The organism is Pseudarthrobacter sp. NPDC092202 (assembly GCF_044755505.1).
GTDB lineage: Bacteria > Actinomycetota > Actinomycetes > Actinomycetales > Micrococcaceae > Arthrobacter.
This window is the reverse complement of the sequence record NZ_JBIVRG010000004.1, coordinates 295,962-320,868: the sequence shown is the minus strand read 5'-3', so window position 1 is coordinate 320,868 and position 24,907 is coordinate 295,962. Positions and strand designations below refer to the sequence as shown.

At 66.5% G+C, this 24,907-nt stretch carries 24 protein-coding genes; 8 read left to right on the top strand and 16 right to left on the bottom strand.

The genetic code is table 11. The features are described 5' to 3' along the window. Nucleotides 1-26: 26 nt before the first annotated feature. Genes ACIQF4_RS09600 through ACIQF4_RS09590 form a run of 3 tightly spaced genes read right to left on the bottom strand, consistent with a single transcriptional unit; the run spans nt 27 to nt 3,178 of the window. On the bottom strand, nt 27-953 hold the full coding sequence (locus ACIQF4_RS09600; protein ID WP_400514871.1) for a carbohydrate ABC transporter permease: 927 nt from the start codon (nt 951-953) through the stop codon (nt 27-29). Nucleotides 954-955: 2 nt separating this feature from the next. Then, nucleotides 956-1,900 (bottom strand): carbohydrate ABC transporter permease, encoded by a 945-nt coding sequence (locus ACIQF4_RS09595; RefSeq protein ID WP_231453904.1) that lies wholly within the window; start codon nt 1,898-1,900, stop codon nt 956-958. Nucleotides 1,901-1,903: 3 nt separating this feature from the next. Then, nucleotides 1,904-3,178, bottom strand: a complete 1,275-nt coding sequence (locus tag ACIQF4_RS09590; RefSeq protein ID WP_400514873.1) for an ABC transporter substrate-binding protein — start codon at nt 3,176-3,178, stop codon at nt 1,904-1,906. A gap of 208 nt (nt 3,179-3,386) precedes the next feature. Between ACIQF4_RS09590 and ACIQF4_RS09585 the strand changes: the two genes are divergently transcribed. From ACIQF4_RS09585 to ACIQF4_RS09570, 4 genes are all read left to right on the top strand, one after another. Further along, the gene (locus ACIQF4_RS09585; RefSeq protein ID WP_400514875.1) at nt 3,387-3,827 is read left to right on the top strand and encodes a VOC family protein; all 441 of its coding nucleotides are present in this window, start codon (nt 3,387-3,389) and stop codon (nt 3,825-3,827) included. 22 nt (nt 3,828-3,849) lie between these two features. Continuing rightward, nucleotides 3,850-4,803, top strand: a complete 954-nt coding sequence (locus tag ACIQF4_RS09580) for a 1,4-dihydroxy-2-naphthoyl-CoA synthase (protein ID WP_231453907.1) — start codon at nt 3,850-3,852, stop codon at nt 4,801-4,803. Nucleotides 4,804-4,816: 13 nt separating this feature from the next. Continuing rightward, nucleotides 4,817-6,004, top strand: a complete 1,188-nt coding sequence (locus ACIQF4_RS09575; RefSeq protein WP_400514876.1) for an AMP-binding protein — start codon at nt 4,817-4,819, stop codon at nt 6,002-6,004. 65 nt (nt 6,005-6,069) lie between these two features. Then, entirely contained in the window at nt 6,070-6,951 is an 882-nt protein-coding gene (locus tag ACIQF4_RS09570) for a 1,4-dihydroxy-2-naphthoate polyprenyltransferase (RefSeq protein WP_231453909.1), read from the top strand. Between the two features lie 23 nt (nt 6,952-6,974). Here the strand turns inward: ACIQF4_RS09570 and ACIQF4_RS09565 are convergent, their stop codons facing one another. Beyond that, on the bottom strand, nt 6,975-7,286 hold the full coding sequence (locus ACIQF4_RS09565) for a DUF4229 domain-containing protein (protein ID WP_231453910.1): 312 nt from the start codon (nt 7,284-7,286) through the stop codon (nt 6,975-6,977). Between the two features lie 62 nt (nt 7,287-7,348). Here ACIQF4_RS09565 and ACIQF4_RS09560 point away from each other — a divergent pair, with 62 nt between their 5' ends. Further along, the gene (locus ACIQF4_RS09560; RefSeq protein ID WP_400514878.1) at nt 7,349-7,741 is read left to right on the top strand and encodes a PLD nuclease N-terminal domain-containing protein; all 393 of its coding nucleotides are present in this window, start codon (nt 7,349-7,351) and stop codon (nt 7,739-7,741) included. Between the two features lie 34 nt (nt 7,742-7,775). On the opposite strand, the gene ACIQF4_RS09555 is transcribed toward ACIQF4_RS09560, so the two are convergent. The 10 genes from ACIQF4_RS09555 to ACIQF4_RS09510 all read right to left on the bottom strand — a co-directional run bounded on the left by ACIQF4_RS09555 (nt 7,776) and on the right by ACIQF4_RS09510 (nt 21,419). Next, nucleotides 7,776-9,263: a dynamin family protein gene (locus ACIQF4_RS09555; protein WP_400514880.1), complete on the bottom strand. Its 1,488-nt coding sequence runs from the start codon at nt 9,261-9,263 to the stop codon at nt 7,776-7,778. Continuing rightward, nucleotides 9,260-11,143 (bottom strand): dynamin family protein, encoded by a 1,884-nt coding sequence (locus ACIQF4_RS09550; RefSeq protein WP_400514882.1) that lies wholly within the window; start codon nt 11,141-11,143, stop codon nt 9,260-9,262. The genes ACIQF4_RS09555 and ACIQF4_RS09550 overlap by 4 nt, the downstream gene beginning before the upstream one ends. 54 nt (nt 11,144-11,197) lie before the next feature. Beyond that, on the bottom strand, nt 11,198-11,959 hold the full coding sequence (locus ACIQF4_RS09545) for an IniB N-terminal domain-containing protein (protein ID WP_400514884.1): 762 nt from the start codon (nt 11,957-11,959) through the stop codon (nt 11,198-11,200). 149 nt (nt 11,960-12,108) lie between these two features. Next, nucleotides 12,109-14,190 carry a LuxR C-terminal-related transcriptional regulator gene (locus ACIQF4_RS09540; protein WP_350002838.1) on the bottom strand — a complete coding sequence of 694 codons (2,082 nt, stop codon included), beginning with the start codon at nt 14,188-14,190 and terminating at the stop codon, nt 12,109-12,111. 1 nt (nt 14,191) lies between these two features. Next, on the bottom strand, nt 14,192-16,300 hold the full coding sequence (locus ACIQF4_RS09535) for an Hsp70 family protein (protein WP_400514886.1): 2,109 nt from the start codon (nt 16,298-16,300) through the stop codon (nt 14,192-14,194). 152 nt (nt 16,301-16,452) lie between these two features. Continuing rightward, on the bottom strand, nt 16,453-17,586 hold the full coding sequence (gene ccsB / locus ACIQF4_RS09530) for a c-type cytochrome biogenesis protein CcsB (RefSeq protein ID WP_400514887.1): 1,134 nt from the start codon (nt 17,584-17,586) through the stop codon (nt 16,453-16,455). Next, complete coding sequence (locus ACIQF4_RS09525; protein ID WP_400514889.1) at nt 17,586-19,352, bottom strand: cytochrome c biogenesis protein ResB; 1,767 nt, start codon at nt 19,350-19,352, stop codon at nt 17,586-17,588. The genes ccsB and ACIQF4_RS09525 overlap by 1 nt, the downstream gene beginning before the upstream one ends. Beyond that, nucleotides 19,352-20,107, bottom strand: a complete 756-nt coding sequence (locus tag ACIQF4_RS09520; protein WP_190613222.1) for a cytochrome c biogenesis protein CcdA — start codon at nt 20,105-20,107, stop codon at nt 19,352-19,354. Before ACIQF4_RS09520 ends, ACIQF4_RS09525 begins: the two co-directional genes overlap by 1 nt. A gap of 14 nt (nt 20,108-20,121) precedes the next feature. Continuing rightward, entirely contained in the window at nt 20,122-20,736 is a 615-nt protein-coding gene (locus tag ACIQF4_RS09515) for a TlpA family protein disulfide reductase (protein ID WP_400514891.1), read from the bottom strand. A gap of 2 nt (nt 20,737-20,738) precedes the next feature. Beyond that, nucleotides 20,739-21,419, bottom strand: coding sequence for a histidine phosphatase family protein (locus ACIQF4_RS09510; RefSeq protein ID WP_400514892.1), 681 nt, complete (start codon nt 21,417-21,419; stop codon nt 20,739-20,741). Nucleotides 21,420-21,631: 212 nt separating this feature from the next. On the opposite strand from ACIQF4_RS09510, the gene ACIQF4_RS09505 reads away from it, so the two are divergent. From ACIQF4_RS09505 to ACIQF4_RS09495, 3 genes are all read left to right on the top strand, one after another. After that, nucleotides 21,632-22,180, top strand: coding sequence for a YceI family protein (locus ACIQF4_RS09505; protein WP_350002851.1), 549 nt, complete (start codon nt 21,632-21,634; stop codon nt 22,178-22,180). 141 nt (nt 22,181-22,321) lie between these two features. Beyond that, the gene (locus ACIQF4_RS09500) at nt 22,322-22,789 is read left to right on the top strand and encodes a hypothetical protein (protein ID WP_400514894.1); all 468 of its coding nucleotides are present in this window, start codon (nt 22,322-22,324) and stop codon (nt 22,787-22,789) included. A gap of 109 nt (nt 22,790-22,898) precedes the next feature. Next, nucleotides 22,899-23,690 (top strand): hypothetical protein, encoded by a 792-nt coding sequence (locus ACIQF4_RS09495; RefSeq protein WP_400514896.1) that lies wholly within the window; start codon nt 22,899-22,901, stop codon nt 23,688-23,690. A 55-nt stretch (nt 23,691-23,745) separates the two neighbouring features. On the opposite strand, the gene ACIQF4_RS09490 is transcribed toward ACIQF4_RS09495, so the two are convergent. Continuing rightward, complete coding sequence (locus tag ACIQF4_RS09490) at nt 23,746-24,450, bottom strand: redox-sensing transcriptional repressor Rex (RefSeq protein WP_350002856.1); 705 nt, start codon at nt 24,448-24,450, stop codon at nt 23,746-23,748. Nucleotides 24,451-24,569: 119 nt separating this feature from the next. Then, nucleotides 24,570-24,824, bottom strand: coding sequence for a glutaredoxin family protein (locus ACIQF4_RS09485; protein WP_350002858.1), 255 nt, complete (start codon nt 24,822-24,824; stop codon nt 24,570-24,572). Between the last annotated feature and the right edge of the window lie 83 nt (nt 24,825-24,907).

The window sequence follows — 24,907 nt, the reverse complement described above, 5'->3', positions numbered from 1 at the left end:
ATGGGGTGGCGCTTCGGGGCAGGATGCTAGTCCTTCAGGCCCGCGCTGACGTCGGCGTTGAGCACGTATTTCTGGAACACGAAGAACACCAGGACCAGCGGCAGGATGGAGATCACCGAGGCCCCCAGCAGCACCGGCCAGTCGATGTTTTCCGCACCCACAATGCTGCGCAGGGCAACCTGGAGCGTGTACCACTTGGGATCGTTGAGGACGATCAGCGGCCAGATGTAGTCGTTCCACCGCCACTGGAACGAGAAAATGGCGAGCGTGAACAGGATGGGCCGGGACAGCGGCAGCATGATCCGGAAGAAGATGGCCAGCTCGCTGGCGCCGTCGATCCTGGCCGAATGCAGCAGGTCATCCGGCACCGTGAGGAAGAACTGCCGGAACATGAACACCCCCGTGGCCGTCAGGACGGACGGCACAATGATGCCGGCCAGCGAGTTGTACAGGCCCAGGTCGCGGATCACCGTGAACGTGGGGTTCAGGATCACTTCGGTGGGAAGCATGGTGGTGGCCAGGATGCACACGAAGAACAGCCGGGTGCCCTTGTTGTTGTACTTGGCCAGCGCATAGCCGGTGCAGGCGCTGAAGAACACGGTGAGAACCGTGGTGACAATGGCCACCGTTGCCGTATTCAGGAAGTACTGGGCGAAGTCCACCCGCTCCCACGCGTCAACGAAGCCCTGGAAGGTCCACTCCCTGGGAATCATGGACAGCGGATAGCTGAAAAGCTCGCTGCCCGGCTTGAAGGAGCTGAGGAGGAACCAGAGCAGCGGCAGGGCGTAGATCGCGGCGATGACCCACATGAGCACGGTGAGGGGGACGGACAGCCGGGCCCGGCCTTTACGGTTGCCCCGGGGGCCGCGCCTGCCCCTGCCGGCGTCCGCCTTCTCGGCTCCGAGCGCAGATTCCTCGGCGATGGCGGGAGGGAGGTTGGCTGCTGTTGCCATGGTCAGGCCTTCTTCCGGTTGAAGCGCAGCTGGATAAGGGCGATCGCCAGCAGGACCACCATCAGCACCATGGAGGCGGCACTGGCATACCCCACCTTGGACTGCTCAAAGCCGGTCTTGTAGATGTACTGCACGATCAGGGTGTTCTCCGTTCCGGGGCCGCCGTTGGTCAGGGCCTGGATCATGGCGAATTCCTTCATCGCATGGATGGTGGAGAGCAGGATGACCATGAACGACGTCGGTGCGATGCCTGGGAGGGTGACGTTCAGGAAGCGCTGCCACGCGTTGGCGCCATCCAGCTCCGCTGCCTCCAGCAGGGCCTCCGGGATGTTCTTCAGCGCCGCAATGAAGAGCAGCATGTTGAAGGCCGTGCCGCCCCACGCCGAGGCGAAAATGACTACCGCGAGCGCCAGGTTGCCGTTGCTGGACCACGGGACCGCGCTGCCGCCGGCGCTGGTGATCAGGAAGTTCACGAATCCGAAATCCTGGCCGAACATCCACTTCCATATGACGCCCACCACGATGGGTGAGATCAGCCATGGAAGGAAGATGACGATCTTCGCCGCAGTCCGTCCCCGGACAGCCTTGCTGACCAGGAGCGCGGCGACCCCCAGCGAGCAGACATATATCAGCGGCACGGACAGGACCGTGTACACAAAGGTCCGGCCGAGCGCCGCGTAGAAGGTGCTGTCCGCGAAGAGTTTCTGGAAGTTGGCCAGGCCGATGAAATTCAGCTTGCCCACGCCGCGGTAGTCCGTGAAGGAATACAGCAGTCCCAGCGCTCCGGGCCAGACGAAGAAGACCAGGAAGAGCACCACGTTGACGCCGATGAGGACCAGCGGTGCAATGACGTAGCGGTTCCGGCGCTTCTGCTGGGACTTGCTCCGTACCGCTCCCGGCCCGGGCGCCGGCGGCGCCACCGTGGTGCTCATGGTTGGGTTGGCCACGGGTCAGGCCCCGTTGTAGAGCTTCACGATGTTGTCCACCGTGGTCTTGGCATCCTGGCTGCCGGAGAGCATCTTGACGGTCTCTTCGCGCAGGGGGTCGCCGGAGAACGGGGTTTCCGCGTAGGCCTCGGCCACCACGCGCTTGATGGCATTGTCCCCCTTGGCCTCATTGCCGGCGATCTGCTTCTGGTACAGCTCGAAGGAGGCCTGCTGGAACGGATACTCCACCTGCAGGTCCTTGACCGGCAGGTAGCCGCCCAGCTTGGCGAACTCGGTGTAGTTTGCGTCCTCGTAGAACCAGTCGATGAACTTCTTGGCCTCCTCATCGGCGCCGGTGTCCTTGAACGCGACCATGAAGCCGCCGCCGAGGTTGGTGGCACTGACTTCCTTCTTGGGCAGCGGCACGGAGAGCCACTCGAAGTCCTTGATGTTCTTGTTGAAGTCCGCCACCTGCCAGCTGCCGGAGTAGTACGCGGCAACCTGGCCGCTCTTGAACATTGCGTTGCCGTCCTCGCCGCTGAGCCAGACCGACTTGGGCATGGTCTGGTCATCGTTGATCTTCTGGAAGTATTCGAGGGTTTCCACGGCCTCGTCATCGGCTGCGTACTTGTCGCCTTCCTTGGCGAAGGCGGTGCTGCCGAACTCGTACATCATGGCGCGCAGGCGGTGGCCGGAGCGGTCCATCACAAAGCCGAACTTGGCGCCGGCTTTCTCGCGGACCTCGTTGACCGCGGCCACGAACTCGTCCCAGGTCCACGCCTGCTCAAGGTCGGTGGGGTAGCTGACGCCGGCTTTGTCGAACAGGCTCTTGTTGACGAACAGGCCAACGGCCGTGAGGTCGGAGGGGATGGCGGGGATGATGCCGTCCGGGGATTTCTCGAGGAAGTTCTGGTCGATTCCCCGGGACGCGGCAATGTCCGAGAGGTCCTGGAGCTGGTTGACCCAGAGCGGATCGATGCTGGTAACGCGGGCCAGGGCCGGGAGGTCGTTAGCCGTTGCGGCGTTCTTGAGCTTGGTGGTGATGTCCGCGGTGGGGACATCCACCACCTCAATGGTGATGCCGGTGATTTCCTTGTACTTCTCGGCGGCCGCGGCAAAGGCGCCGCCCTGGTTCGTATCGCCGGAGAGGACCAGCTGCAGGGTCTTGGCGCCACCCTCAGACCCGCCCCCGCCGCTGCTGCCGCAGGCCGTAAGCCCCGCTGCCAGCGCCGAGAGGCCGAACGCCGTGAGGCCGAACTGGCGGCGGCTGATGCTGGAGATTCTTGTCTTCTCTGACAATGGTCTGTCCTGTCTCTCGCTGGGCTCCAGGCCGGCATGGGCGGCCCGGGATGAAAGTGGTGGCGCTGCCCGCCGGTGGAAGCCGGAGGGAAAAGCCTTTCCGCCCTACTGTGACGTATGTCATGACAATGTGTCAAGAGAACTTTCTAACGTTATACAGACCTCGGGGACCCTTCCCCGGCAGCACGTGCCGCCGTACCTTGGTGTGATGGGACTGAACATCCAGATAGTCATCGACAGCGCCGGGCCGCATGAGCTTGCCGACTGGTGGGCTGAAACCCTCGGGTGGTCCGTGGAACCGCAGGACGCCGCCTTCATCCGCTCCATGATCGAGCAGGGCTTCGCCACGGAGGACCAGACCATGACCCACCGGGGCAACCTGGTGTGGCGCGAAGGCTGCGCGATCCGCCCCGTCGAGGAGCTGGAGTCCAAGGCGCCGGCCCGCCGCCTCCTGTTCCAGACGGCGCCGGAGGCCAAGACGGTGAAAAACCGCGTGCACTGGGATATCAACCTGGCAGGCCGGGACAAGGACGAGGTCCGCCGGGAGCTCGAGGCCCGGGGCGCCACGTTCCTGTGGACGGCAAGCCAGGGCCCGCACTCCTGGCACACCATGGCGGACCCCGAGGGCAACGAGTTCTGCATCAGCTGAGGCCGATTATTAGACTTGGACGGTGAGCAAACAGATTCCCGCCCAGGTGTCCGACGTCTTCGACCCCTCCCGCTGGCGCACCGTGTCCGGCTTCGAGGACTTCCAGGACATGACCTACCACCGGCAGGTGGAGCGGGATTCAAGCGGCGAATGGCTGCGTGACCTGCCCACGGTCCGAATTGCGTTCAACCGGCCCGAGGTGCGCAACGCGTTCCGGCCAGGCACCGTGGACGAGCTCTACCGGGCCATGGACCATGCCCGGATGTCCCCGGACGTGGCCACCGTGCTGCTCACCGGCAACGGCCCCTCCCCCAAGGACGGCGGGCACTCCTTCTGCTCAGGTGGGGACCAGCGGATTCGCGGCCGTGACGGCTACAAATATGCAGACGGCGAGACCCAGGAAACCATCGACCCTGCCCGCGCCGGCAGGCTCCACATCCTGGAAGTCCAGCGGCTGATGCGCACCATGCCCAAGGTGGTCATCGCCGTCGTCAACGGCTGGGCGGCCGGCGGCGGACACTCCCTGCACGTAGTTGCGGACCTCACCATCGCATCCCGCCAGCACGGCAAGTTCAAGCAGACCGACGCCACTGTGGGAAGCTTCGACGCCGGATACGGCTCGGCACTGCTCGCACGCCAGATCGGGCAGAAGGCGGCCCGCGAGATCTTCTTCCTTGCCCGCGAATATTCCGCTGAGGACATGGTTCGGATGGGTGCCGTGAACGAGGCCGTGGACCATGACCGCCTCGAGGAGGTTGCCCTGGAGTACGCGGCGGACATCGCCCGCCAGTCACCCCAGGCCATCCGGATGCTCAAGTTCGCCTTCAACCTCGCGGATGACGGCCTTGCCGGGCAGCAGGTGTTCGCGGGCGAGGCCACGCGGCTGGCATACATGACGGACGAGGCGGTGGAGGGCAAGGAAGCCTTCCTGCAAAAACGCGAACCCGACTGGTCCACCTTCCCGCACTATTTCTAGGCAGGAGCGGAACATGAATACTCCAGCGAATGCGGCCGGCCCCATCAACATCGAGCCGGCACTGACGGCCCTGGCGGCAGCCCTCCATGGGGAGGGTCCCGCCGTCGAACTCTTCATTGGCGACGACGGCGCCCTGGTGGTGGGACATCTGGAAACGCCGGGCTGCGACGACGCCGTGGCAGTGGTCCGCACGTCCGGCTCCACCGGCGCCCCCAAGGCCACCGTGCTGACCGTGGAGTCCCTGGCCGCGTCCTCGATGGCAACGGCCCTGGCGCTCAAGGGAGAGGGCCAGTGGCTCCTTGCGCTGCCCGTGCAGTACGTTGCGGGCATCCAGGTCCTGGTCCGCTCCCTGTTCGCGGGCACCCGCCCCTGGGTCATGGACATGTCCCACGGCTTTACCCCCGAGGCCTTCACCGCCGCAGCCGAGGAGCTGACGGACAAGATCCGGTTCACCTCGCTGGTCCCCACCCAGCTTCAGCGGCTCCTCAACGCGCCATCGCCGGAGACCCTGGCCGTGCTACGCCGCTTCAACGCGGTCCTGCTGGGCGGCGCCCCCGCCCCGGCGTCCCTGCTGGCGGCTGCCCGCGAGGCCGGAGTCCGGGTGGTCACCACCTACGGGTCCGCCGAATCCTGCGGCGGGTGCGTCTACGACGGGTTCCCGCTGGAGGGCGTCTCGGTCCGGGTGGAGGAGGACGGCAGGATCCTGCTGGGCGGGGACACCATCGCCGCCGGCTACCTCGAGTCGCCGGAGAGCACGGACACGTTCTTCGAGGAGGACGGTGTGCGCTGGTACCGCACCAGCGACCTCGGCAGCATTGACGACGACGGCCGGCTGACCGTGCTGGGCAGGGCCGACGACGTGATCATCACCGGCGGCGTGAAGGTTTCCGCCGCGCACGTCCAGGAAGAGCTGGAGAAGTCCGACGGCGTCGCAGCGGCTTTCGTGGCAGGCGTACCTTCCGCCGAGTGGGGGCAGGCCGTGGCGGCCTACGTCGCGTTGACGGACCCTGCGCCGGACCCGGTACCGGACGCGGAAGGCGGGGACACCGCCGTCGTCCTTGCACAGCAATGGCAGCGGACACTGGGGGCCCTTGCGCCCAAAACAGTCCTCGCGGCCCCCCGGCTGCTGATGCTGCCCAACGGCAAACCTGACCGCCTGGCCATGACCTCCCAGCTCAAAGCCCGGCACCAGGGAAAGTAAAGTAGACCTGCACCATCCGGCCGGACTCCCCTCCTGCCGCCCCCAACACACGTGAGGTACGTAACGTGGCTACAGCCGCACAATGGATCCAAGGCGCCCGGCTCCGGACGCTGCCCGCCGCGATCGCGCCGGTGCTGATCGGCTCCGCCGCAGCCTACGAGATGGGTTCGTTCCTCCTCTTCAACGCCATCCTCGCGGCGCTGGTGGCCCTCCTGCTCCAGGTGGGGGTTAACTTTGCCAACGACTACTCGGACGGCATCAGGGGGACCGACGATGACCGCGTGGGCCCGCTGCGCCTGGTGGGTTCCGGGGCGGCCAGCCCTGAACACGTAAAACGGGCGGCGTTCGGCGCGTTCGCGGCCGCCATGGTGTTTGGCCTGGTGCTGGTGGTGATCACCCAGAGCTGGTGGCTGATCCTGGTGGGCCTGGGCTGCGTCATGGCCGCCTGGGGCTACACCGGGGGTAAGAACCCTTACGGCTACATGGGCCTGGGCGACGTGTTCGTCTTTGTGTTCTTCGGGCTGGTGGCCACCCTGGGCACCACCTACACCCAGGCCGGGCAGATCAACCTGCCCGCCATTATTGGGGCGATCGGCACCGGGCTGATCGCCACTGCCCTGCTTATGGCCAACAACGTCCGGGACATTCCCACGGACATGCAGGCTGGCAAGAAAACCCTGGCGGTCCGGCTGGGCGACAAGCACGCCCGCGAAAGCTACGTCCTGATGCTGGCCGTAGCCATCCTGCTGGTGGTGATCCTGGCTCCCGGGCGGCCCTGGATGCTGATTGTGCTGCTGCTGATCCCGGCCTGCCTCATGCCCGCCTGGCTGATGATCAACGGGCGCAAGCGCAAGAGCCTCATCCCGGTCCTCAAGCAGACCGGCCTGATCAACCTCGGCTACAGCCTGCTGTTTTCACTCGGACTGGTGCTCAGCCGCGGTTTCTAGCCAGCCAGCCTGGGCGTGAGGGATTACTGACGCTCGCGGCCCTTCGCGTCATTGTTGATGGTGACGCCGGGGTTGGCGTCCAGCAGCGCATCCTCGGCGTGTGCGTCCTGGACTTCGCCGGCGGAGCGCAACGGCTTGGCTTTGCCGGAGAACCGGTGCTGCAGGGCCGCCGCGGCTTCGTCCCGCTGCTTCTGGAAAAACAGGTAGCTCACGGCGAAGGCGATCAGGGCCGCGCAGATAACGGACATGAGGGCACCCAGCCCCAGGAAGCTAAAGAGCACGAACAGGGGTGCGAAGAGAGCCAGGCGGATCAGGGAATATTTCAAAAAGGCCACTATTCAAGTTTAGCCGCCTCCCGCCCGCGGCCCCTGCGCCTCCTGACGATAGACTTAATGGCATGCTCCTCCGTGTGGCTTTGGCCGTCGCAATCCTCGCCATCTTCGTGTATGGCCTCGTCGACGTGATCCGAACCGACGGGCGCCTCACCCGCGGAATTTCCAAACCCGCCTGGATCGTGGTCATGATCGTCCTGCCGGTACTGGGCGCCATCCTCTGGCTCCTGATCGGCCGGCCGCGCGGTACTCCCCCGCAGCGGCAGGACTACCGCCACCCCACCGCCCCGGACGATGATCCGGACTTCCTCCGCAGGCTGGAGGTCCGCCGCCGCCAGGAGGCGGAGGCCGCCCGGCTGAAGAAGCTCAAGGATGAGCTGGATGCGAAGGCAAAGGACGCCGACGGCGGGAAAGACAAGCACGAGACCGACGAACACGACAACGACGGATTAAAATAGTCCCTTCCCGGTAGGGCACTCCCCCGGAGGGCGTTCAGGCCGTTTGGCGCTGGCGGGAGAACGATTCAGCCAGCACGCCCTCGCAGCTGCGGACCACAATCCGGCAGGCGTCCAGTGCCGGTCCGTCCGTCAGCGGGCTCTCCGCCACCGCCCGCCAGCGCAGCAGGTAGCGTCGGGCCTCGTCAGCCATCTCACCGGGCGCCGCATCCGCGTCCAGCCCCAGCCTCACGTGCGGCGCAGCGCCCCGGCCGCCGATCAGCCCCTCTGCTTCCGCCGCGAGTTCAGGGCTGAGCGGCACGCCCGTGGTCCGCAGGGCGGCCAGCAGGCGCAGTTCGCGGAACTCATGGGCGTTGGCCTGCAGCCGCTCAAGGGCGGCAGCCAGGTGCGCGGTTCCCGGCCGGGGCGAGCCGCGCAGCAGCGCCTCCACCGCAACGAGTGCCGTGCGTGCCTTCAGCGCCCCGGCCCGGGCCTGGAACTGGCGGTCCAGCAGGTCCAGCAACGGGTCCAGGCCACTGCGGCGGGCAAGCTCGTGGGCCAGCGGGGTGGGTTCGTTGAATCCGTTGGAGACCAGGACTACAGCCAGCCGGATCCCGAACAGGCCAAACCGTGCCAACAGCGAGGCCCTGGCCTCCGCCGTCAGCCCTTCCGGGATGGTGGACCGGAGGAACCTGTCGGCTGAGAGCAGTGATTTCTCGCGGTCGCCGCGGTCCAGGCTTGCCAGCAGCTGGAGGGCAGCGAATTCCTGCTGGCGCATGGTCCGTGCACCCTGGGCAAGGAGCCCTGCCACCGGAACGACGCCCAGGGCGAGTTTCCGGAGGTTGGGGTCATGGCGGTACCTTTCCGCGATTTCCCCGGCGGACAGCAGCGAATCGATGCGGCCGCCGCCCACCTCGTCTGCCCTTGAAAGCACCGCGATTGCATTGACGGTACCCGAGCGTCCAGCTTCCGTGTCCCGGAAGGATTCGAGGAACCGCACATCCGCTGCGTGCATGTGGCGCATGAGGTAGATGATGGCGTCCGCTTCGGACTCTGTGTCCGCCGGGGCCAGGAAAGCGGCGGAGCGGGCAGATACCCCGCGGGAGAGCGAGGCGATGCCGGGGGTATCGATCAGGGTCATGCTCCGCAGCGCCGGCGACGGCCACTCCACCTCCAGCCGGTCCACGTCCCCCGCGTCCACGTCCCCCAGCACGAACACAAGGCGGCCGTCCACGCGTTTAAGCGGCAAGGTGCGGGGCTCGCCACCGGTGGGGTGGAGGGTAATGCGGGGAGTGTGCCCATGCCGGTACCAGGTGATGATCCGGGTGCACTCCCCCGTGTCGGTGGGCGCTATCTCCTCGCCGATGATCGCGTTTAGGAGCGTGGACTTCCCGGCCTTGACCATGCCCGCTACGGCTACCCGGAGTGGCTCCGCGAGCCTCCGTGCAATTCCTTGGAGGGCGGCCGCACCGGCCGGATCATCCCCATAGGTCTTCAACGCCTCCTGGACCAGGCCCGCGGCTCCGGTAAGCGTGGAATTAGTCATCGCGGTCCGCCCGCAGGCATCATGGTGCCTGCGCCGGCTACTTCGGCGGCAACTGCCTGCGCGGCGCGGTGGAGCGCGTCCACCTTCTTGAGCTGGGCCTTGATGTCCCTGATGCGGGCGTCCTTTTCCAGGGCGTAGGCATTTGCTGCTTCCTGCGCAGCGGATACAGAATCGGCCAGGGAGCGGTGGTGTTCGTCCGCGATTTCCGTGAAGTGGTCGCGGATTGAACGCTGAACCAGCCGCAGCCGGTCCTTCAGTTGCTTGCCCACCTGGAAGGCAACGTCGTCGAGCTGCCGCCTCACGAGGGCCTTGGCCTCCCCCTGCCGGCGCTTGAGCCGCGCATCCTTGTCTTCCCGGTAGGCCTTGCGTCCCAGCAGGAACCCGGCACCCAGGGAGAACGGGTTAATCAGCGCCATGCCGAAGATGCCGGTGATGAGTCCAAACATCAGCACCCCGCCGTAGGAGCCACGCATGCCGATCAGCACCTTCTGCACCGGGTTGACGTGCCCGGCGTCCATCCCCGGCATCTCGTCCACGGGATCCAGCACGTCAGCGGAATGTGAAACCTGCATCACCGGCAACGGAACTTCGTCCGCGACGAAGTTGTCAGCCACCTGTCCGGCCAGCCACTGCGCCCGCTCACTGGTGAGGACGAAGGTGTCCGAGATGGCGGACGCGGTGGATGTCTCCAGCCACTTCGAAAAATCAGCCCAGGCCGGGCCCGGGTCCTCCTGGTCAATGGCGGCTTCAGCTTCCCGCTGGATGTGGCGGAGCCGGTTGCGGAGGTCGTATTCCATGTCGGCGATGAGGTCGCTGATGCCGTCGCTGAGGGTGACCTGCCAGCGTGCAGACCGTTTCCGCAGCTCGTCGGCCTCTGCCCTGGCCGCTTCCAGCTCCGCAAGCATCCGGGGCGTGTCGTCAGGGTTTTCAAGTGCCTCAAGCTCCGATTGCAGGGAGAGGCGGAGGTTCTCGGTGACGGCAAGCAGGTCCTGGCTGACAGCGCGACCCTGGAGCCGCTGGGCGCCTTCCACGATTCCGCTGCGGAGGTGGGCGATCAGGGCGGGGAAGCCGGATTCCTCATTCAGCCCGCTGTCCTGCAGGCGTGCTGCCTCGAGGCGGAGGTCCGAGGAAACGGGAAACAATGGAATATCCGCCGCTACCCTGCCGAGATGGGAGCGGTCCATCTCCTCCACCCGCCGCCATTCCGGGTAGAGGTCGGTCTTGGTCAGGACGCCCACGACGTTCGGGGTGATCCGCATGGCCTGCCGCAGGAAGCGCATCTCCGGTTCGGTGTATTCCTGGGAGGCGTCCGAGACCAGGAGCATCGCATCGGCGGTGGGCAGTGCCGTGAGGGTGGCCAGGGTGTGCGCCGACCCCAGGCCCCCGACGCCGGGCGAATCGATGACAATGAGCCCGCCTGACAGGATCCTGCGGGGCATGCACACCTCGGCAGCCAGGAGTTTCTTGCTGTTCCCGGGATTTCCCTGCTCGGAAACGTAAGCCGCGAGGTCGGTGACGGGGATCGGCTGGCGGTCAAAGGCATCGCCTGCGTCCGCCCCGGAGGTGGGAACCAGGATCGCGGCCGAGGCCGGATCCCCGTACCGGACAAGTGTGGGAACAGACGTGGCGACGTCGTCGTCGACAGGGCAGGCCGGCGCACCCACCAGTGCATTGATGAACTTGCTTTTGCCCTGCTTGAATTCGCCCACCACGATGACCCGGATACTGGGATCCCTGAGCCGCCCCAATGCAAGGTCCAGGCGTTTCCGGAGGTCATCCCGGCCTCCGGCGCCGACGAGCTCCAGTCCGTGCTCCACAAGCTGGGTAAGCTGGCCGGCCGTCACCGGAGTTGCTGGGTTTGCCGGTCCTGCTTCTGCCACAGCCTGTCCTCTGCACTACGCCTCAAAGATCGTTCCGGGACGATGGGCCGGCTGCTAGGCACCAAAGTCCATGGAGTCTGCCGCCTCCCCAGCGCCAGCGTCGTCGATGTCATTGCCGATGTCAATGGTGGCTGCCTCGTCCTCAGCGAACTGGAGCCCGGCCTCGGGGGCAGCGGCCTCTGCATCAACATCTATGTCAACGTATGGTTGGTGCTCATCGGAAAGGGGTGCCCCGATGAGCGTGGCCGGGTGGGCGGCCTGGCCGGCGCCGACGGTCGCGGTGTCGCTGTCAGCGTCAAGGTCGAAGAAGCCGTCGATCCGGATGTCAGCGAAACCCGTCCCGGTTCCCGCACTGATGGCGGGGTCGCCGAATTCCGGCACGGAGTCGTTGTCGAACCACTGCTCAACGTCGCCGTCCGCCCAGATGTTGAGGCCCTGGGATTGATCCGGGAGGGTGCCGTGGTCATCGGGCGTGGAGGAGTAGGAGTAGTTGGCCACCACGTGGGTTAACTGCTCTACCGCCTGTCCGTGGTCGTCGTGCCCCCCGCCGCCGGCAAGGGGGTTCCCGCCGCCCGCGGCGTGCCCGGTACCGGCGCCGGTTCCGGAGTTGAAGTCCCGGTCGGCCGCGGAGGCCGTGACGCTGAGGGGGGCATAGTCCAGGACAACCGGCATGGCCGCATCGACATCGGCGGAGCTGACACCGGCAAGGCCGTGCTTCTCCAGGACGCCTTCGGGATCATCCAGGAAGCCCTGGGCCGCCTGGCGGTCAGCGAAGATGCCCATCAGGAACTGGACCACTTCCTTTGCGACTGTCATGTGCTGGTCCTCAGATCGTGTTCTGTGCGGTATGCGGGTCCTGATGCCTTGGATCAAAGGTATTGTTCCTGCCGGGAACCGGCATCGGGCCGGTCCCCCTTACCCGCGGTGCCCCCGGTGGGGAACCGCCGGCTTTCCCGTTAGGGGTGTTAGGGGGACTGGTCATGCGCCTGGCTTTCCGGGCCCAGCGCAAGACGCAGCTTGGCCATGAGGTCCGACCGGTTTTCCGCGCCGAGCCGTCGCCGCATCCGGGCAATGTGGTGCTCGGCGGTGCGCGGGGAGATGTAGATGGCTTCGCCAATTTCCCGGTAGGTTTTGCCGTCGAGCACCAGCCGGGCCACTTCCTTTTCCCGCTCGCTCAGCCCTGCGCCGTCTGGTTGCATGCCGTTACCTGCCTCGGTGGGGGGAGCATTGCGGGACTCGGGTGACGCCGTCGTTCCCTGGCCCGCCGAATTGGCCTGCGGGTGGAGGTCCCGGGCGCAGGAGAGCAGGCGCACCATATCCTTGCGCTCGTCCGCCCGGGCTGCAGCGTGGCCGGCAAGCCGTGCCCCTTCCCAGGGCATGCCCACCAGCCCCAGGCCCCTGGCCGCCGCCTCGACGTCATCGGGACGGAACCTCTCGGCAAGAACCGTGACCCACGCTTTACCGGCCGCCGCGAGCACGGCCGCCAGGTGGCTTTGCCCTGCTGCCCGCGCGAGCGCCGCTGCGTGCGGTGCCAGGTCCGCGGGGCTTTCATTCAACAGGGCGGCCTGGACTGCTGCCCAGTGCAGCGGCACGGCCCACAGCGGCGGATTGCCCAGGCGCTCCAGCAGGTCCCATGCGTCATCGAGGTACGGGGCTACCCTGCGGCCCTCCCGAAGGCGGGCGGCAGCAATCATGAGTTCGCCCCATGGCAGGAGGCTGTACAGGTCCACGGCGGTGTGGAGCGTCGCTTCGCGCGCCCGTTCCCAGGCTTTGATGAGCTCAGGGAAATCGCCGTTGCGCCGGGCAAGGCCCACTTCGAGGGCCGAGCAGAGGAACTCGTCCCGCGGCACCAGCGGCCAGTGGTTCGCCTTGGAAGCCTCATTGATCGCCAGCCGGGCGTCCTCGAGCCTGTCCTGCATCATCGCTGACCATGCCTGCAGCAGGAAGAGCCGCGGTTTGGCTGTATCTCCTCCCTGGCCGGCGGCCGCCGCAGACCGGCAGATGGTTTCCGCCAGGTTCGGTTCTCCGCTGTGCAGCGCCACCAGTGCCGCCAGTGCCGCCGGAGTCTCCGGCAGGGGAAGCGCCGTACCTGCTGAATTGAGCAGGTCAGAGGCGTGGATCAGGATCTGGAGTCCCTGGTTCGGGTCTCCCGCCAGGGACTTGAGGATGCCTTTCCCGATGTGGGCAAGGGTGGCGGCAAGCAGCGTGGGGGACGCGGGCGGCGCGTCGGCACCGAAGATGTTTTCCGCCCCGGAACGGTCCCCGCATCCGATCAGGGTGACGGCGGCAAGGGGCGCGGAGTGGCCAACACGTGAGGGCCCCAGCCAACTGTAGACCTCGGCTCCGTGGGCCAGCATGCCCCGCTGGGCCCACACCGCCGCCGCCACGTCCGCGGCCCGGCGGACGTCCGGCGGATCGTCCTGCCCCAACAGGGTGTCCACAACGCGGGTGGCCGTATCAAGGTCCCCGTTGGCCGCCGCGGCCTGGGCCCGCCGGGCCGCTGTGGCCTTCTCGCCGGCGCCGGCCAGCAGGGCCTCGTCGTAGAGCTGGTACGCCAGGCCGGGATCGCGTTCAAGCGCCTTGTCCGCCGCCTTCTCCAGCTCAGTTGCAACGCGCGGATCGGCAAGTCCGGTGCGTGCCAGTTCCCGGGCAAGATCGCCCAGCGGCTGGCCGTTGGCCGTGTAGACGCCCACCAGTTCCCGCTGGAGCGCATGCACCTTGGTCGTAGGGGCGACCGAGAGCAGTGCGTGCCGGGCCGGTCCCACCACGGCACCGTCAGGAGTCAACAGGCCCGATGATTCTGCCCTGTGCACCAGGGCGTCAAGGCCCTCCGCCCCGTTTCCATCGATCTTGCGCTGCAGGTCCGAAGGCAGCGGTCCGGGCAGGGCAAAACCAACGGACAACGCCAGCAGCAGTTCCCGTACTGCCGCGTTCTCGCCGTTGAGCTGGCTTGCCATGAGTTCTGCACCCGGCAGCGAGGGCCCTTGATGGTTTGGCTCCGGATGGCGGAAAGCGGTGTTTTGGGTGTGCGGCTGGTAGCTGACCATGTCAGGCCGCCGGGCTGGTGGTGGTGGCGGTGTCCGTCGCCGTCTCCGTGCCGGACAAACCGGAGTCAAGGGACTCCTCCGCTGTGGACGTGAACCCGCTGGTTCCTGTAGGTGACGCCGATACCTGGACCGTCGGCGAAGGCGAAGCCGTGCGGTCCCGCAACTTCGAACCCTTCACCGGTTTGAGCCATCGGCCGGATTCGGTCGGGGTGGCCGTGTCCGTCGGCGTGGGCTCCGCCGTGCTGGAGTGGCGGGTAGGTTCCGGCGCGCTGGTATCCGTTGCAGACGGCGTCGGCGTTTCGGATTCGCCGCCGGATTCCGTGGGGGAAGGGCTTGCCGTGCCGGACTGATCGCCGGTATCCGTGGGGGACGGGCTTGTTGTTTCGCCAGTGGCCGGCGTCCCGGTGGACGTGGCTGTATCAGTCGGCTCACCAGTAGTCGCCGTATCCCCTGGCGCCGTGCTGCCGGTGCCGCCTGCCGCGGCAGCGCTGGTGGAGGGCCCTTCGGAGGCGCCCTTCTCGATGGCCCGGATGGACGCCACCTTCCCGTCCGCCAGAGGGCCGGGTGCCTGGGAGGCAGCGGCCCGCTGCATGCCCGAATCGCCGCCTGCCACCGGGATCTGGACATCTCCCGCGGCGCCTGCCCCGCTGCCGCCGCTGTTGCCGCCTCCTGCGGCCCCGGTGGCGGGGACTGCGGGCCGGTCGTTGGCAGCCCCGGCCGGCGGGACGAACACCGAGGTCAGGCTGTCGAATCCTGCCGGGCTTTGGGCGGCGGTGGCAGTAAGAACGGTCAAGAGGACGGCGGTGGCAGCCACGGCAGTAAGCCGTACCCGCGGTTTAGGGCCGTGTGCTCCGCCCTTGTCCCCCTGGCCCTGGCTGAGGGCTGCTGCCGCCAGGGAGCCCGGGGCAGGTGTGGGGCTCCGGGACCAGCTGGCCAGCCTCAGCGGCACCTGCGCACCGTCCGGGGCCGGGATGGGAACAACGTCACCGGAACCTTCAGCTGGCGTGGCCTCCGCCGCAGCAGCAATGGCCGCCCGTCCCAGCACCGCGGACACCGCGGCGCCCAGGCAGATGGAGGACTTGGGGTCTGCGTCCACGGCGATGGGACGGTCAAGTTGTTCCGAGATCAACTGGGCAACAAGGGGAATCCGGGAGGATCCGCCAATCAGCAGCACGGCAGTGAGCTCCGCCGGCTCCAGCCCGAGCTGTCCCAGCGATTGCTCCAGGGCATCCACGGTGTCCCGGACGGCGTCCTCGATCAGGGACTCAAACTCGGGACGGACCAGGCGTATCTGCTGCTGGATCCCGGGCAGGAGCACGGAGATGTTGGCCTCGCTGTCGCTGGACAGCGCTTCTTTGGCTTCAACGCATTCCCGCCGCAGCCGGGAGAGTGCGGCGAGCACTCCGGGGGCGGCCGGGTCCAGCCCGGCCAGGGCGCCGTCGGTGTGGTCAGCCACATAGCGGAAAAGGGCGGCATCGAAATCGGCGCCGCCCATGTGTTCAAAGCCTTCCGGTTGCCCCAGCAGTTCAAACCGGTTGCTGGCCTCTTTTCGGAGGACAGCGGTATCGAAGGTTCCGCCGCCAAGATCGTAGACGGCAATGATGCTGCCGTCCTCCACCCGCACCTGCGACGCATAATGGAGGGCTGCCGCTTCCGGCTCCGTCAGGAGCGTGACGTTCCCTAGCCCCTTGGCGGCGAGGGCGTCCTTGATGAGGGACGTGCGGTGGAAGCCCCAGGCGGCGGGGTACGTGAGGATGATTTCCGACGGCGGCGCCCCCTGGCGTTCCTCCGCCCGGTCTGCCACCCAGCGGGCCATGGTTGCGAACACGTCCTCGGCGGCGAGGGACAGCGTGCCCACGGAGATCGGCACGGCGTCGCCCACCCGGCGCTTGAACTCCCGCACAACCTGCCCGGGGGAATCCAGGCCGCGGCGTTCGGCGGCTTCCCCCACCAGGACGGGCCCGTCGTCGGGGTAAAAAAGAACAGAGGGTACCGAGGTTCCACGCAGTCCCAGCGGCAGGCACTCGGGAGAAGAAGCTCCCTGGTCAAAACGGGCTATGGCAGCAGCTGTGAAGCTGGTTCCCACATCAACGGCGAGAACGTAGCTCATGGGTACCTCAGGAAAAACTGTTGTTCCGCCAGCAAACTTCATCACGGGCGCACGAAACCAAAGTAGCATTACCGGCTGACCGGGAACAGCCCTGTTGCTACATCGATTTTATAGATGTCCCCGTGCCCGCGGAGACCTTCCGGGTTCCCTGCTCAGAGGCCTGAATACGAGTGCAGCCCGTTGAAGAACTGGTTGACGATGGTGAAGTTGAAAACCACGCAGAGGTAGCCCACGATCGAAAGCCAGGCAGCCCGCGTGCCGGTCCAGCCACGCGTTGCGCGCGCGTGGAGATATCCGGCGTAGACAACCCAAATCACGAAGGTCCACACCTCTTTGGTGTCCCAGCCCCAGAACCGCCCCCAGGCCTTTTCTGCCCAGATGGCCCCGAACATGAGGGTGAACGTCCAGCCGATGAACGCGATGGCGTTGATGCGGTAGGACAGGTTCTCCAGGCTCAGCGCGGACGGCACCAGGCGCATGAAGCCAAGCTTGTCCGCACCGCCGGCGGCGGCCGTCTTCTGGCGGTGGGACTGGACCAGCTGCAGGGCGGACATCGCGAAGGTCAGGGTGAAGAGGGCGGAGGACAGCACTGCGATGGACACATGGATGATCAGCCAGTAGCTCTGGAGGGCGGGAACCAGGTGCCCCACGGGGGTCCAGTAGGCCACGGAGGCGGCCACCAGCATGATGATGGCCAGGCCCACCACGAACGTTCCCAGGAAGCGGAGGTCGCGGCGGACCAGCACCAGCAGGAACACCGCCACCGCCACGAACGCGCCGGTGGTGAGGAACTCGTACATGTTGCCCCAGGGCACCCGGCCGGCACCCAGTGCACGGGTCACCACGCCGGCGGCGTGGATCAGGGCGCCGAGGATGGTCAGGGCCACCGCCACCCGCGCGGGAGCGCGGCGTTCCGAGGAATAGCGCATGTCGGCGTCGGCGGTGATGACTCCCCCGGCACCCGCGCTTGAGGCCTTAATGGTGGACGACGACGGCCGCTCGGCCCTGCCGGCCGGCCCGCCCAGGTGCGTCCCGGCGTCGGCACGGGAGTCTTCAGCTGACGCAGTGCGTTCCCCCACCCCGGCTGCCACCGGAATCCTGGACCCGTCCTGGGCCTGGGCTGCTTCCGAGGCCTGGGCCGCTTTGAGGTCGATCGCGCGGAGCGCCCTGCTGCTCTTGGCCAGGTCCCAGGCAAAAGCGATGAACGCGATGGTGTACGTGCCGGCCGCCAGCAGCATAAACAGCTCGCTGTACTGGCCCATGGTTTCGTTGATTCCGTACGGCATTACTGGTCCTTTTCGGGCCCGGTGGGGCCGGCTGGGGTGGTGACTGGGCCGGTGGTTGCGGCAGTTCCGGTGCTATTGTCCCCCGGGCTGCCGGGAGTTTCCTGTGAGGTCCGGGGCGGGTCCTGGCCGGGATCCAGCTGCCACTCCGTGGTCAGCAGCTTGCGGAGGGCTGCCGCTTCGCCGGCCAGCCGGTGGTCCTCGCCGCGGGCCAGAAGCCCGTACTCAACCATCGTGCGCCCGTCCTCGTGGGTGCCCGTACGGACCCACACGCGGCGGCGGTTGACGTAAAGCGACAGGACCAGGCCGGCCACTGCCAGCAGCGCGAAGATCAGGGCGTAGAGCTGGCCGGGATTGTGGTGGATGTCCACGCCGATGTACCGCTTGACCCCATCGAAGCTGATGGTGCCCTTCCCGTCGGGGAGGGTATAGCTGGTCCCGGGAGAAAGGGTGATGCCGCCGGCGTCCAGGTTGCGGGCGTTCAGCGGGGTCAGGTCCTTGACGTCCAGTTCGAAGACGTTCTGCGGCGCTCCGTCGTCCAGGCCCAGGTCCCCGTAGTACGAGTTAAGGGTCAGCTGCGGATTGAAGAGTTCCGGGTCGCCGCTGAAGGAGACCCCTTCATCGCTGACGAACGCAGTAGGCAGGAAGAACCCGGCGAAACCGAGCTGGTCGGGCGCGGCGTCCGGGACCTTGATGACCACGGAGGAGTAGTAGTTGTCCCCCTGCAGCTTGGCCACCACGGGACCCTGCATGGCCACGTTGCCCGCGCCGTCCCGGATGGTCACCACCGGGGCATAGCCGTTGCCGGTGAGGTAGATGCTGGTGCCGCCCAGGGTGACGGGATCGTTGACCTTGAGGGTTTCCTGCTGCGCCGGGGCGTCCGGGTTTTCCTTGGTGGTCACTGCGGCCGAGAAGTCGATGGGCTGGCCAAACTTGCCCTCTGACTCGCGGTCGAACGTGATGTCGAACTTGTCCAGCTGGATGGAGTAGGGCTGCAGCTGGCTGGACTGGAAATTGGTGCCGGGCGTGAACTGGTCATAGCCCACCAGGGTGTTCACGAAGGTGTCGCCCTCCACCAGGATCCGCTGGCCGCTGTAGCCGAACAGGCCGCCGATGGCCACGGACACCAGTACGCCAATGAGGGACGTGTGGAAGACAAGGTTGCCCACTTCCTTCAGGAAGCCGCGCTCGGCACCCAAAGACGGCCGCGCGCCGTCGTCGTCCCTGACCTCAACGCGGTAGCCGCGCTTCTTCAGCAGCCCGGCGGCGCTGTGGATGGCGTCCGACGCCGGGATCCCGGCGCCGGCGGGAATGACCAGTGTGCCGTACTCAGGAAGGCGGGAAAGCCGCTTGGGGGTGCGCGGCGGCTGGGACCGCATCGCCTTGTAGTGGGCGATGGCGCGGGGTACCACGCAGCCGATCAGGGAAATGAACAGCAGCAGGTAGATGGCGGAGAACCAGGCCGAGGAGTAGACGTCGTACAGCTGCAGGGTGTCCAGCAGCTTGCCGTAGTCCGGGTTGTCCTTGATGTATTGCGTGACCACCGACGGGTTGGCCGGGCGCTGCGGGAACAGCGAGCCGGGAACGGCGGCAACAGCCAGGAGCAGCAGCAGGAAGAGCGCCGTGCGCATGCTGGTCAGCTGGGTCCAGGCCCAGCGCAGCATCTCCTTGGGGCCCAGGGCGGGCAGCGCGGCGTCGGCCTTGGCCTCTGAGACCTTGCCGGCGGCGGGGGTGGAGGGTTTTTTCTCTGCGTTCACGCGCTCGCTCATCAGATCGGCAACTTCACATCGGTTTGGAACCAGTACTGCAGCTCGGTCACCCAGGTGCCCCAGACGCCGCTGGCCATCAGCAGGCCCAGCACCACCAGGATGCCCCCGCCGGTGCGCTGGATGGCCAGCCGGTGCTTGCGGAAGAACGCCATCACGCCCATCCCGCGGCGGACCGCCAATGCGATCAGCAGGAAGGGAATGCCCAGGCCCAGGCTGTAGACGAAGGCCAGGAAGGCGCCCTTGGCAGCGGAGGATCCCCCGGAAAGGCTCAGCAGCTGCACGGCCGAGTAGGTGGGCCCGATGCAGGGGGCCCAGCCCAGCCCGAAGGTCAGGCCCAGCAGCGGCGCTCCCCAGAGCCCGGCCGGCGGCCTGGCCGAGATTTTGGCATCCCGCTGCAGCCAGCTGAAGCCGCCCATGAACACCACGCCCATGACAATGACCAGGATGCCCAGGAGCTGGGTGATCCAGGCGTTCTGGGAACCCGTGATGAGGGTCCCCAACTGGCCAAAAGCTCCGCCCAGGAGGACGAAAATGACCGAGAAGCCGAGGACGAACAGCCCGATCCCCACCAGCATCCGGCCGCGCTTCTGCTTCTGCAGGTCCACGCCGCTGAGTCCCGTGACATAGCCCAGATATCCGGGCACCAGGGGCAGCACGCACGGAGAAAGGAAGGAAACCAGTCCGGCCAGCAGGGCCACCGGGATGGCAAGCAGGAGCGAGCCGTTCAGGATGGCTTCGGCAAAGGGGCTGTTCACGGTCCGGACCACCGCTACTCTGCCACGGCGGCAGCGATGAGGGCCTTCAGGGTGCCTTTTTGGACTTCGCCCAGGACCCGGGAGGCCACCCGGCCCTGCTTATCCAGCACCAGGGTTGTGGGGACCGCGCCCGGCGGGACCAGGCCGGAAACCGCCAGGAGGACACCGCCGTCCTTGTCGTCAAAACTTGGGTAGGTCAGGTTGAAGGTCTTCTCGAAGGCCTCGGCGGTGGCTCTCTCGTCCCGCAGGTTGACGCCGAAGAACTGCACGCCCTGGTCCTTGAACTCCTGGTGCAGCTCTTCGAGGATGGGGGCCTCCACCCGGCACGGGGCGCAGGCGGCGAACCAGAAATTCAGCACCGTCACCCTGCCCTGGAAGTCGGCCGGCGCCACGGCTGTGCCGTTGAACAGCGTGCCGTTGACCTGGATGGCGGACTTTCGGTCCCCTGCGGCGAACTCCGTCACGGACCCATCGCCGGCAACATAGTTCTTGTTGTCCCCCGCCTTGGCCTGCTGCGCCAGGGCGTCCTCCTGGGCACAGCCGGACAGGCCCACGGTCACGGCGGCCAGGGCCAGGCCGCCGGCAGCCAGCAGGCCGCGGCGGGAAGTCACAAAATTACTGTCGGTCACAACTAGGCTCCAGGGGTGCTGGACGCACCCGGAAGAAGGGAAGCGGCCGGTTCGCTGTACTGCACGCGCAGGAGCGTGCCGGCGTCGTCGAACACCAGGGACGTGATGGACGTCAGGGTGCATTCGCGTTTCCGCGGGTCATGCCACAGCGGCTTGCCCTCGGCGCTGAGGCGGGTGGCCCAAATGGGGAGCTGGTGGCTGACCATGATGGCTTCGGGCCCGTCCGTTCCAAAGTCCCCGGCTGCCAGCTCGATGGCGCGCACCCGGGCGTCCTGGACAGCTTCCATGACCCGGGACGCCTGGGTCTTGTAAGGCTCGCCCCAGGAGGGCCGCAGGGGGTTGACCAGCCGCGGCCAGTGCTTCGGACGGCGCAGCTCGGCCTTGGTGACCCTCATGCCCTCAAAGTAGTTCTCTGCCTCGATGATCCGCTCGTCCGTGTGGATCTGCAGCTTCAGGGCGTCCGCCGTCGGCCGGGCAGTTTCCTGCGCACGGTCCAGCGGCGAGGCGGCGAGGTAGGTGATCCGGGCCCCGTCGGCGGCGCGGCGGCTGAAGTGCTCGGCGAGCGTGCGCGCCATCTCCTGCCCCAGTTCGGAGAGGTGGAATTCGGGCAGCCGTCCGTAGAGAACGCCGTCGGGATTGTGGACCTCGCCGTGGCGGAGCAAATGGACAGTGGCTTGGGGCATGTTTACCAGTTTCTCAAAGATGGCGTGCGATCCGAAATCTCCCGGCGAAGCTTCTACAAAGAGTAGAACTGAAGTTTTTGAAGAAATGTTCCGAAGCCGGGAACAAAACATGCAAATGCATGTTTATACTGGATGCAGCAGTTAGTTGATACTTCAACAGATGAAGTTTCAACAGCATCCCCGACAGCACGCCTATCCAAGGAGCAATCACCATGGCACTTCCCGCAGACATCACCACCGGCACCTGGACCCTCGACAACTCACACAGCGAGATCGGCTTCACGGTCCGCCACGCAGGCATCAGCAAGGTCCGCGGACAGTTCACCGAAGCCGCCGCCACCCTGGACCTCCCCGAGGACGTCACCGGCGCCAGGATCAACGCCACCATCAACACCGCCAGCTTCGATTCAGGCGACGCCAACCGCGATGGACACGTCAAGGGCGAGGACTTCTTCGACGTGGAGAAGTTCCCCGAGATTTCCTTCGTCTCCAACGGCCTGGTGGCCAAGGGCAACAGCTACGAACTGACCGGCGACCTCACCATCAAGGGCGTCACCCGCCCCGTGACCCTGGACACCGAGTTCAACGGCGTGGCTGTTGATCCCTTCGGCAACACCCGGGCAGGCGTTTCCGCCGAGACCACCATCAGCCGCAAGGACTTCGGCCTGACCTGGAACGCCATCCTGGAGACCGGCGGCGTCCTGGTCAGCGACAAGGTTGCCATCAACCTCGAGCTCGCCTTCATCGCTCCCGCGGCATAATTCTTTCCCTCATTGGCACCCCGGCCCTGGACTCCCGCAGTCCGGCGCCGGGGTGCCGTCCTTTAAGCGCACCGCTCTTCACCGCCAGCGCGCAGTACCGTCACGCCGCGGGTGTCCAGGGACGGGACTACAGTGAACGCCATGAGCAACTCTCCCAGCGGACCCCGGAACGGTTTCGCCGAGCTGTTTTCCGTTACCGCCCGGCCCACCGAGATTAAGGTCTCGTTCTGGATCTGGTTTGTGGGAGGGGTCCTTGCCCTGCTGGGCGGACTCCTGGGGATGCTGGCGTCCCTGGTGCTCTTTGCCGCAGCGCCCGCGGCCGCTGCAGCCGTCGTCGCACTGATGCTGCTGGGCGCTGCCGTGGGGGCCGCGCAGATGGTTCTAGCGGTCAAGATGAAGGCCGGCCGGCAGTGGGCCAGGGTGGCCCTGACGGTACTGGCTGGGATCACCCTGGTCCTGGCCGCGGTGAATACGGCGGCAGGCATGGGGCAGGGTGCCGGAAACTGGACAGCCTTCCTTGTCAGCCTGGCGGCAACGGTCCTTCTGTGGCTGCCGAATTCCCAGGCATGGTTCGCAGCGGTTTCGGGCCGGAATACCTCTTCCGAATGACCCACAAGGAGCCCGCCCGGGGGTACGGTTGACTTAAGTGATGCTGGGGGTAGGGGACAGGACCGAGCCCGGCGACCTACCTGGAACCCGACACGCAAAAGGACCGCCCATGAGCACTCCCCCCGTCCCGCCTCCCGTTCCGAACGAGCCCGAGTCCGGCGGCGAGGCTCCGCGCTACGGCCAGAACGCACCGCAGTATGGCCAAAACCAGCCCCAGTACGGGCAGCAGTCCGGAACCCCGCAGTATGGACAGAACGCACCGCAGTACGGGCAGAACCCGCCGCAGTACGGCCAGTCCGGCGCTCCCCAGTACGGCCAGAACCCGCCGCAGTACGGGCAGAACCCGCCCGCGGCCCCCGGCTACGGCCAGCAGCCGTATGGCCAGTCCCCCTATGCGCAGTATCCCTCCGAGCAGCCGCAGCCGACCGGCAGCACCGGCGTTCCCCAGATGGTCAACATCTCCTTCTGGTTGCTGATCGCTTCCGCCGCGATCTTTGTCATTTCGATGCTGACCGGCCTGACCACGCTGGACGATCCCATGTTCCGCGACGCCTTTGAGACCCAGATCGAGGGCAGCGGGGCGGGAGTCACGTACGAGGATATGAAGGGCGTCATCGCCGGAACCCTGGTGGTGTTTGCCATCATCGGCCTTGCCCTCTACCTGCTGGTGGCGTTCTTCGTCCGCAAGGGCAAGAACTGGGCACGGATCCCGGGCACGGTCTTCGCGGCACTGTCCATCTTCGGCCTCTTTGGCCCGCCCAGCTTCGCAACCATCGGCACCCTGCTGGGGATTGCGGCCATTGTGTTGCTCTACCTGCCGGCCTCGGCTCCGTATTTCCGCCGCCAGCAGCCGTTCGCCAACCCATACGGCGGCAACATGGGGAACCCGTACGGCCGGTAACCCCAAGCACTCCCACCCTTCGGGCGTGGGCACCGGGACCAGCCGCTGACGGAATCTAGGCGGTCTGCCCCGGGGCCTGCGCCCGTTGTGCGTGATAGGCCAGGATCTGCAGTTCCGTTGCCATGTCCACCTTGCGGAGGTTCACGCCCTCCGGGACCTGGAGCATGATCGGGGCGAAACTCAGGACGCTGCGGACCCCGGCCGCCACCACACGGTCGCACACATCCTGGGCAACCGAGGCGGGAAGGGCAAGGACCACCATATTGGCCCCGGTGCGGTGCAGCACCGTTTCCAGATCCGCCACGTCGCTGACGCGCAGCCAGCCCACCTCGTTGCCCACCACCATCTGGTCCGCATCAAAGATGGCCACGACGTCGAAGCCCCGGGATTCGAAGCCTCCATACCGTGCGAGGGCCTTGCCCAGGTTGCCGGCGCCGACGATGGCCACTTTCCAGTCATGGGTGAGTCCCAAGGCAGCGGCGATGTGCCGGCTCAGGTACTGCACCTCGTAACCGACTCCGCGGGTGCCGTAGGAGCCCACGTGGGAGAGGTCCTTGCGGAGCGTTGCGGAGCTGACGCCTGAGGCTTCGGCAAGGGATTCTGAGGAGACCCGTTCCACTCCCTCTGCCAGGAGTGTATTGAGGGCACGAAGATAGAGGGTCAGCCGGGCCACTGCAGCGGGCGGAATCTGTTTGGCTGCCGTGCCCGCAGGTTCCGGCAGGTCCGGGACAGCCTGGGGGGTTGAATCCAGCGAAGCCACCAGCCCCTCCCTCGCATCGCGTTGTGACTCCACTCTAGGGCCCAACCGGCAATGCCATCAAAGCAGGTGCCACCGATGCAGGGAAGACTCTGGACCGCGCCATACCGGGTGCTGCTCCCCTACTGTGCCATGGCCCGCTGGAGCACGCGTTCCAGCCGGGCTTCGTCGATTTTCCAGAAATCGCGCTGCACCCCGTCCACCAGAACCACCGGGATTTCTTCCGCGTAGCGTTCACGGAGTTCCGGCTGGTTGTCCACCAACTCCTCGGACCACTGAAGTCCCAGCGAGGACGTAACCCGGCTGACGGCGTCGCGCGCGTCTTCGCAAAGGTGGCAGTCTGCCTTGGTGATCAGGACAACGCGGGGTGTGGCCATGCCTTAACCGTAGCCCCGTTCCCACGGCACCCGCGACGCCGGGCCTGTGGGAACAAGGCTAAACCGGGATTGAACAGCGGATT

Coding starts and splice junctions, on each gene's coding strand:
- ACIQF4_RS09600 (WP_400514871.1), bottom strand. CDS start 953: ATGGCAACAGCAGCCAACCTCCCTCCCGCCATCGCCGAGGAATCTGCG.
- ACIQF4_RS09585 (WP_400514875.1), top strand. CDS start 3,387: ATGGGACTGAACATCCAGATAGTCATCGACAGCGCCGGGCCGCATGAG.
- ACIQF4_RS09575 (WP_400514876.1), top strand. CDS start 4,817: ATGAATACTCCAGCGAATGCGGCCGGCCCCATCAACATCGAGCCGGCA.
- ACIQF4_RS09560 (WP_400514878.1), top strand. CDS start 7,349: ATGCTCCTCCGTGTGGCTTTGGCCGTCGCAATCCTCGCCATCTTCGTG.
- ACIQF4_RS09555 (WP_400514880.1), bottom strand. CDS start 9,263: ATGACTAATTCCACGCTTACCGGAGCCGCGGGCCTGGTCCAGGAGGCG.
- ACIQF4_RS09545 (WP_400514884.1), bottom strand. CDS start 11,959: ATGACAGTCGCAAAGGAAGTGGTCCAGTTCCTGATGGGCATCTTCGCT.
- ACIQF4_RS09540 (WP_350002838.1), bottom strand. CDS start 14,190: ATGGTCAGCTACCAGCCGCACACCCAAAACACCGCTTTCCGCCATCCG.
- ACIQF4_RS09535 (WP_400514886.1), bottom strand. CDS start 16,300: ATGAGCTACGTTCTCGCCGTTGATGTGGGAACCAGCTTCACAGCTGCT.
- ccsB (WP_400514887.1), bottom strand. CDS start 17,586: ATGCCGTACGGAATCAACGAAACCATGGGCCAGTACAGCGAGCTGTTT.
- ACIQF4_RS09525 (WP_400514889.1), bottom strand. CDS start 19,352: ATGAGCGAGCGCGTGAACGCAGAGAAAAAACCCTCCACCCCCGCCGCC.
- ACIQF4_RS09510 (WP_400514892.1), bottom strand. CDS start 21,419: ATGCCCCAAGCCACTGTCCATTTGCTCCGCCACGGCGAGGTCCACAAT.
- ACIQF4_RS09505 (WP_350002851.1), top strand. CDS start 21,632: ATGGCACTTCCCGCAGACATCACCACCGGCACCTGGACCCTCGACAAC.
- ACIQF4_RS09500 (WP_400514894.1), top strand. CDS start 22,322: ATGAGCAACTCTCCCAGCGGACCCCGGAACGGTTTCGCCGAGCTGTTT.
- ACIQF4_RS09495 (WP_400514896.1), top strand. CDS start 22,899: ATGAGCACTCCCCCCGTCCCGCCTCCCGTTCCGAACGAGCCCGAGTCC.
- ACIQF4_RS09485 (WP_350002858.1), bottom strand. CDS start 24,824: ATGGCCACACCCCGCGTTGTCCTGATCACCAAGGCAGACTGCCACCTT.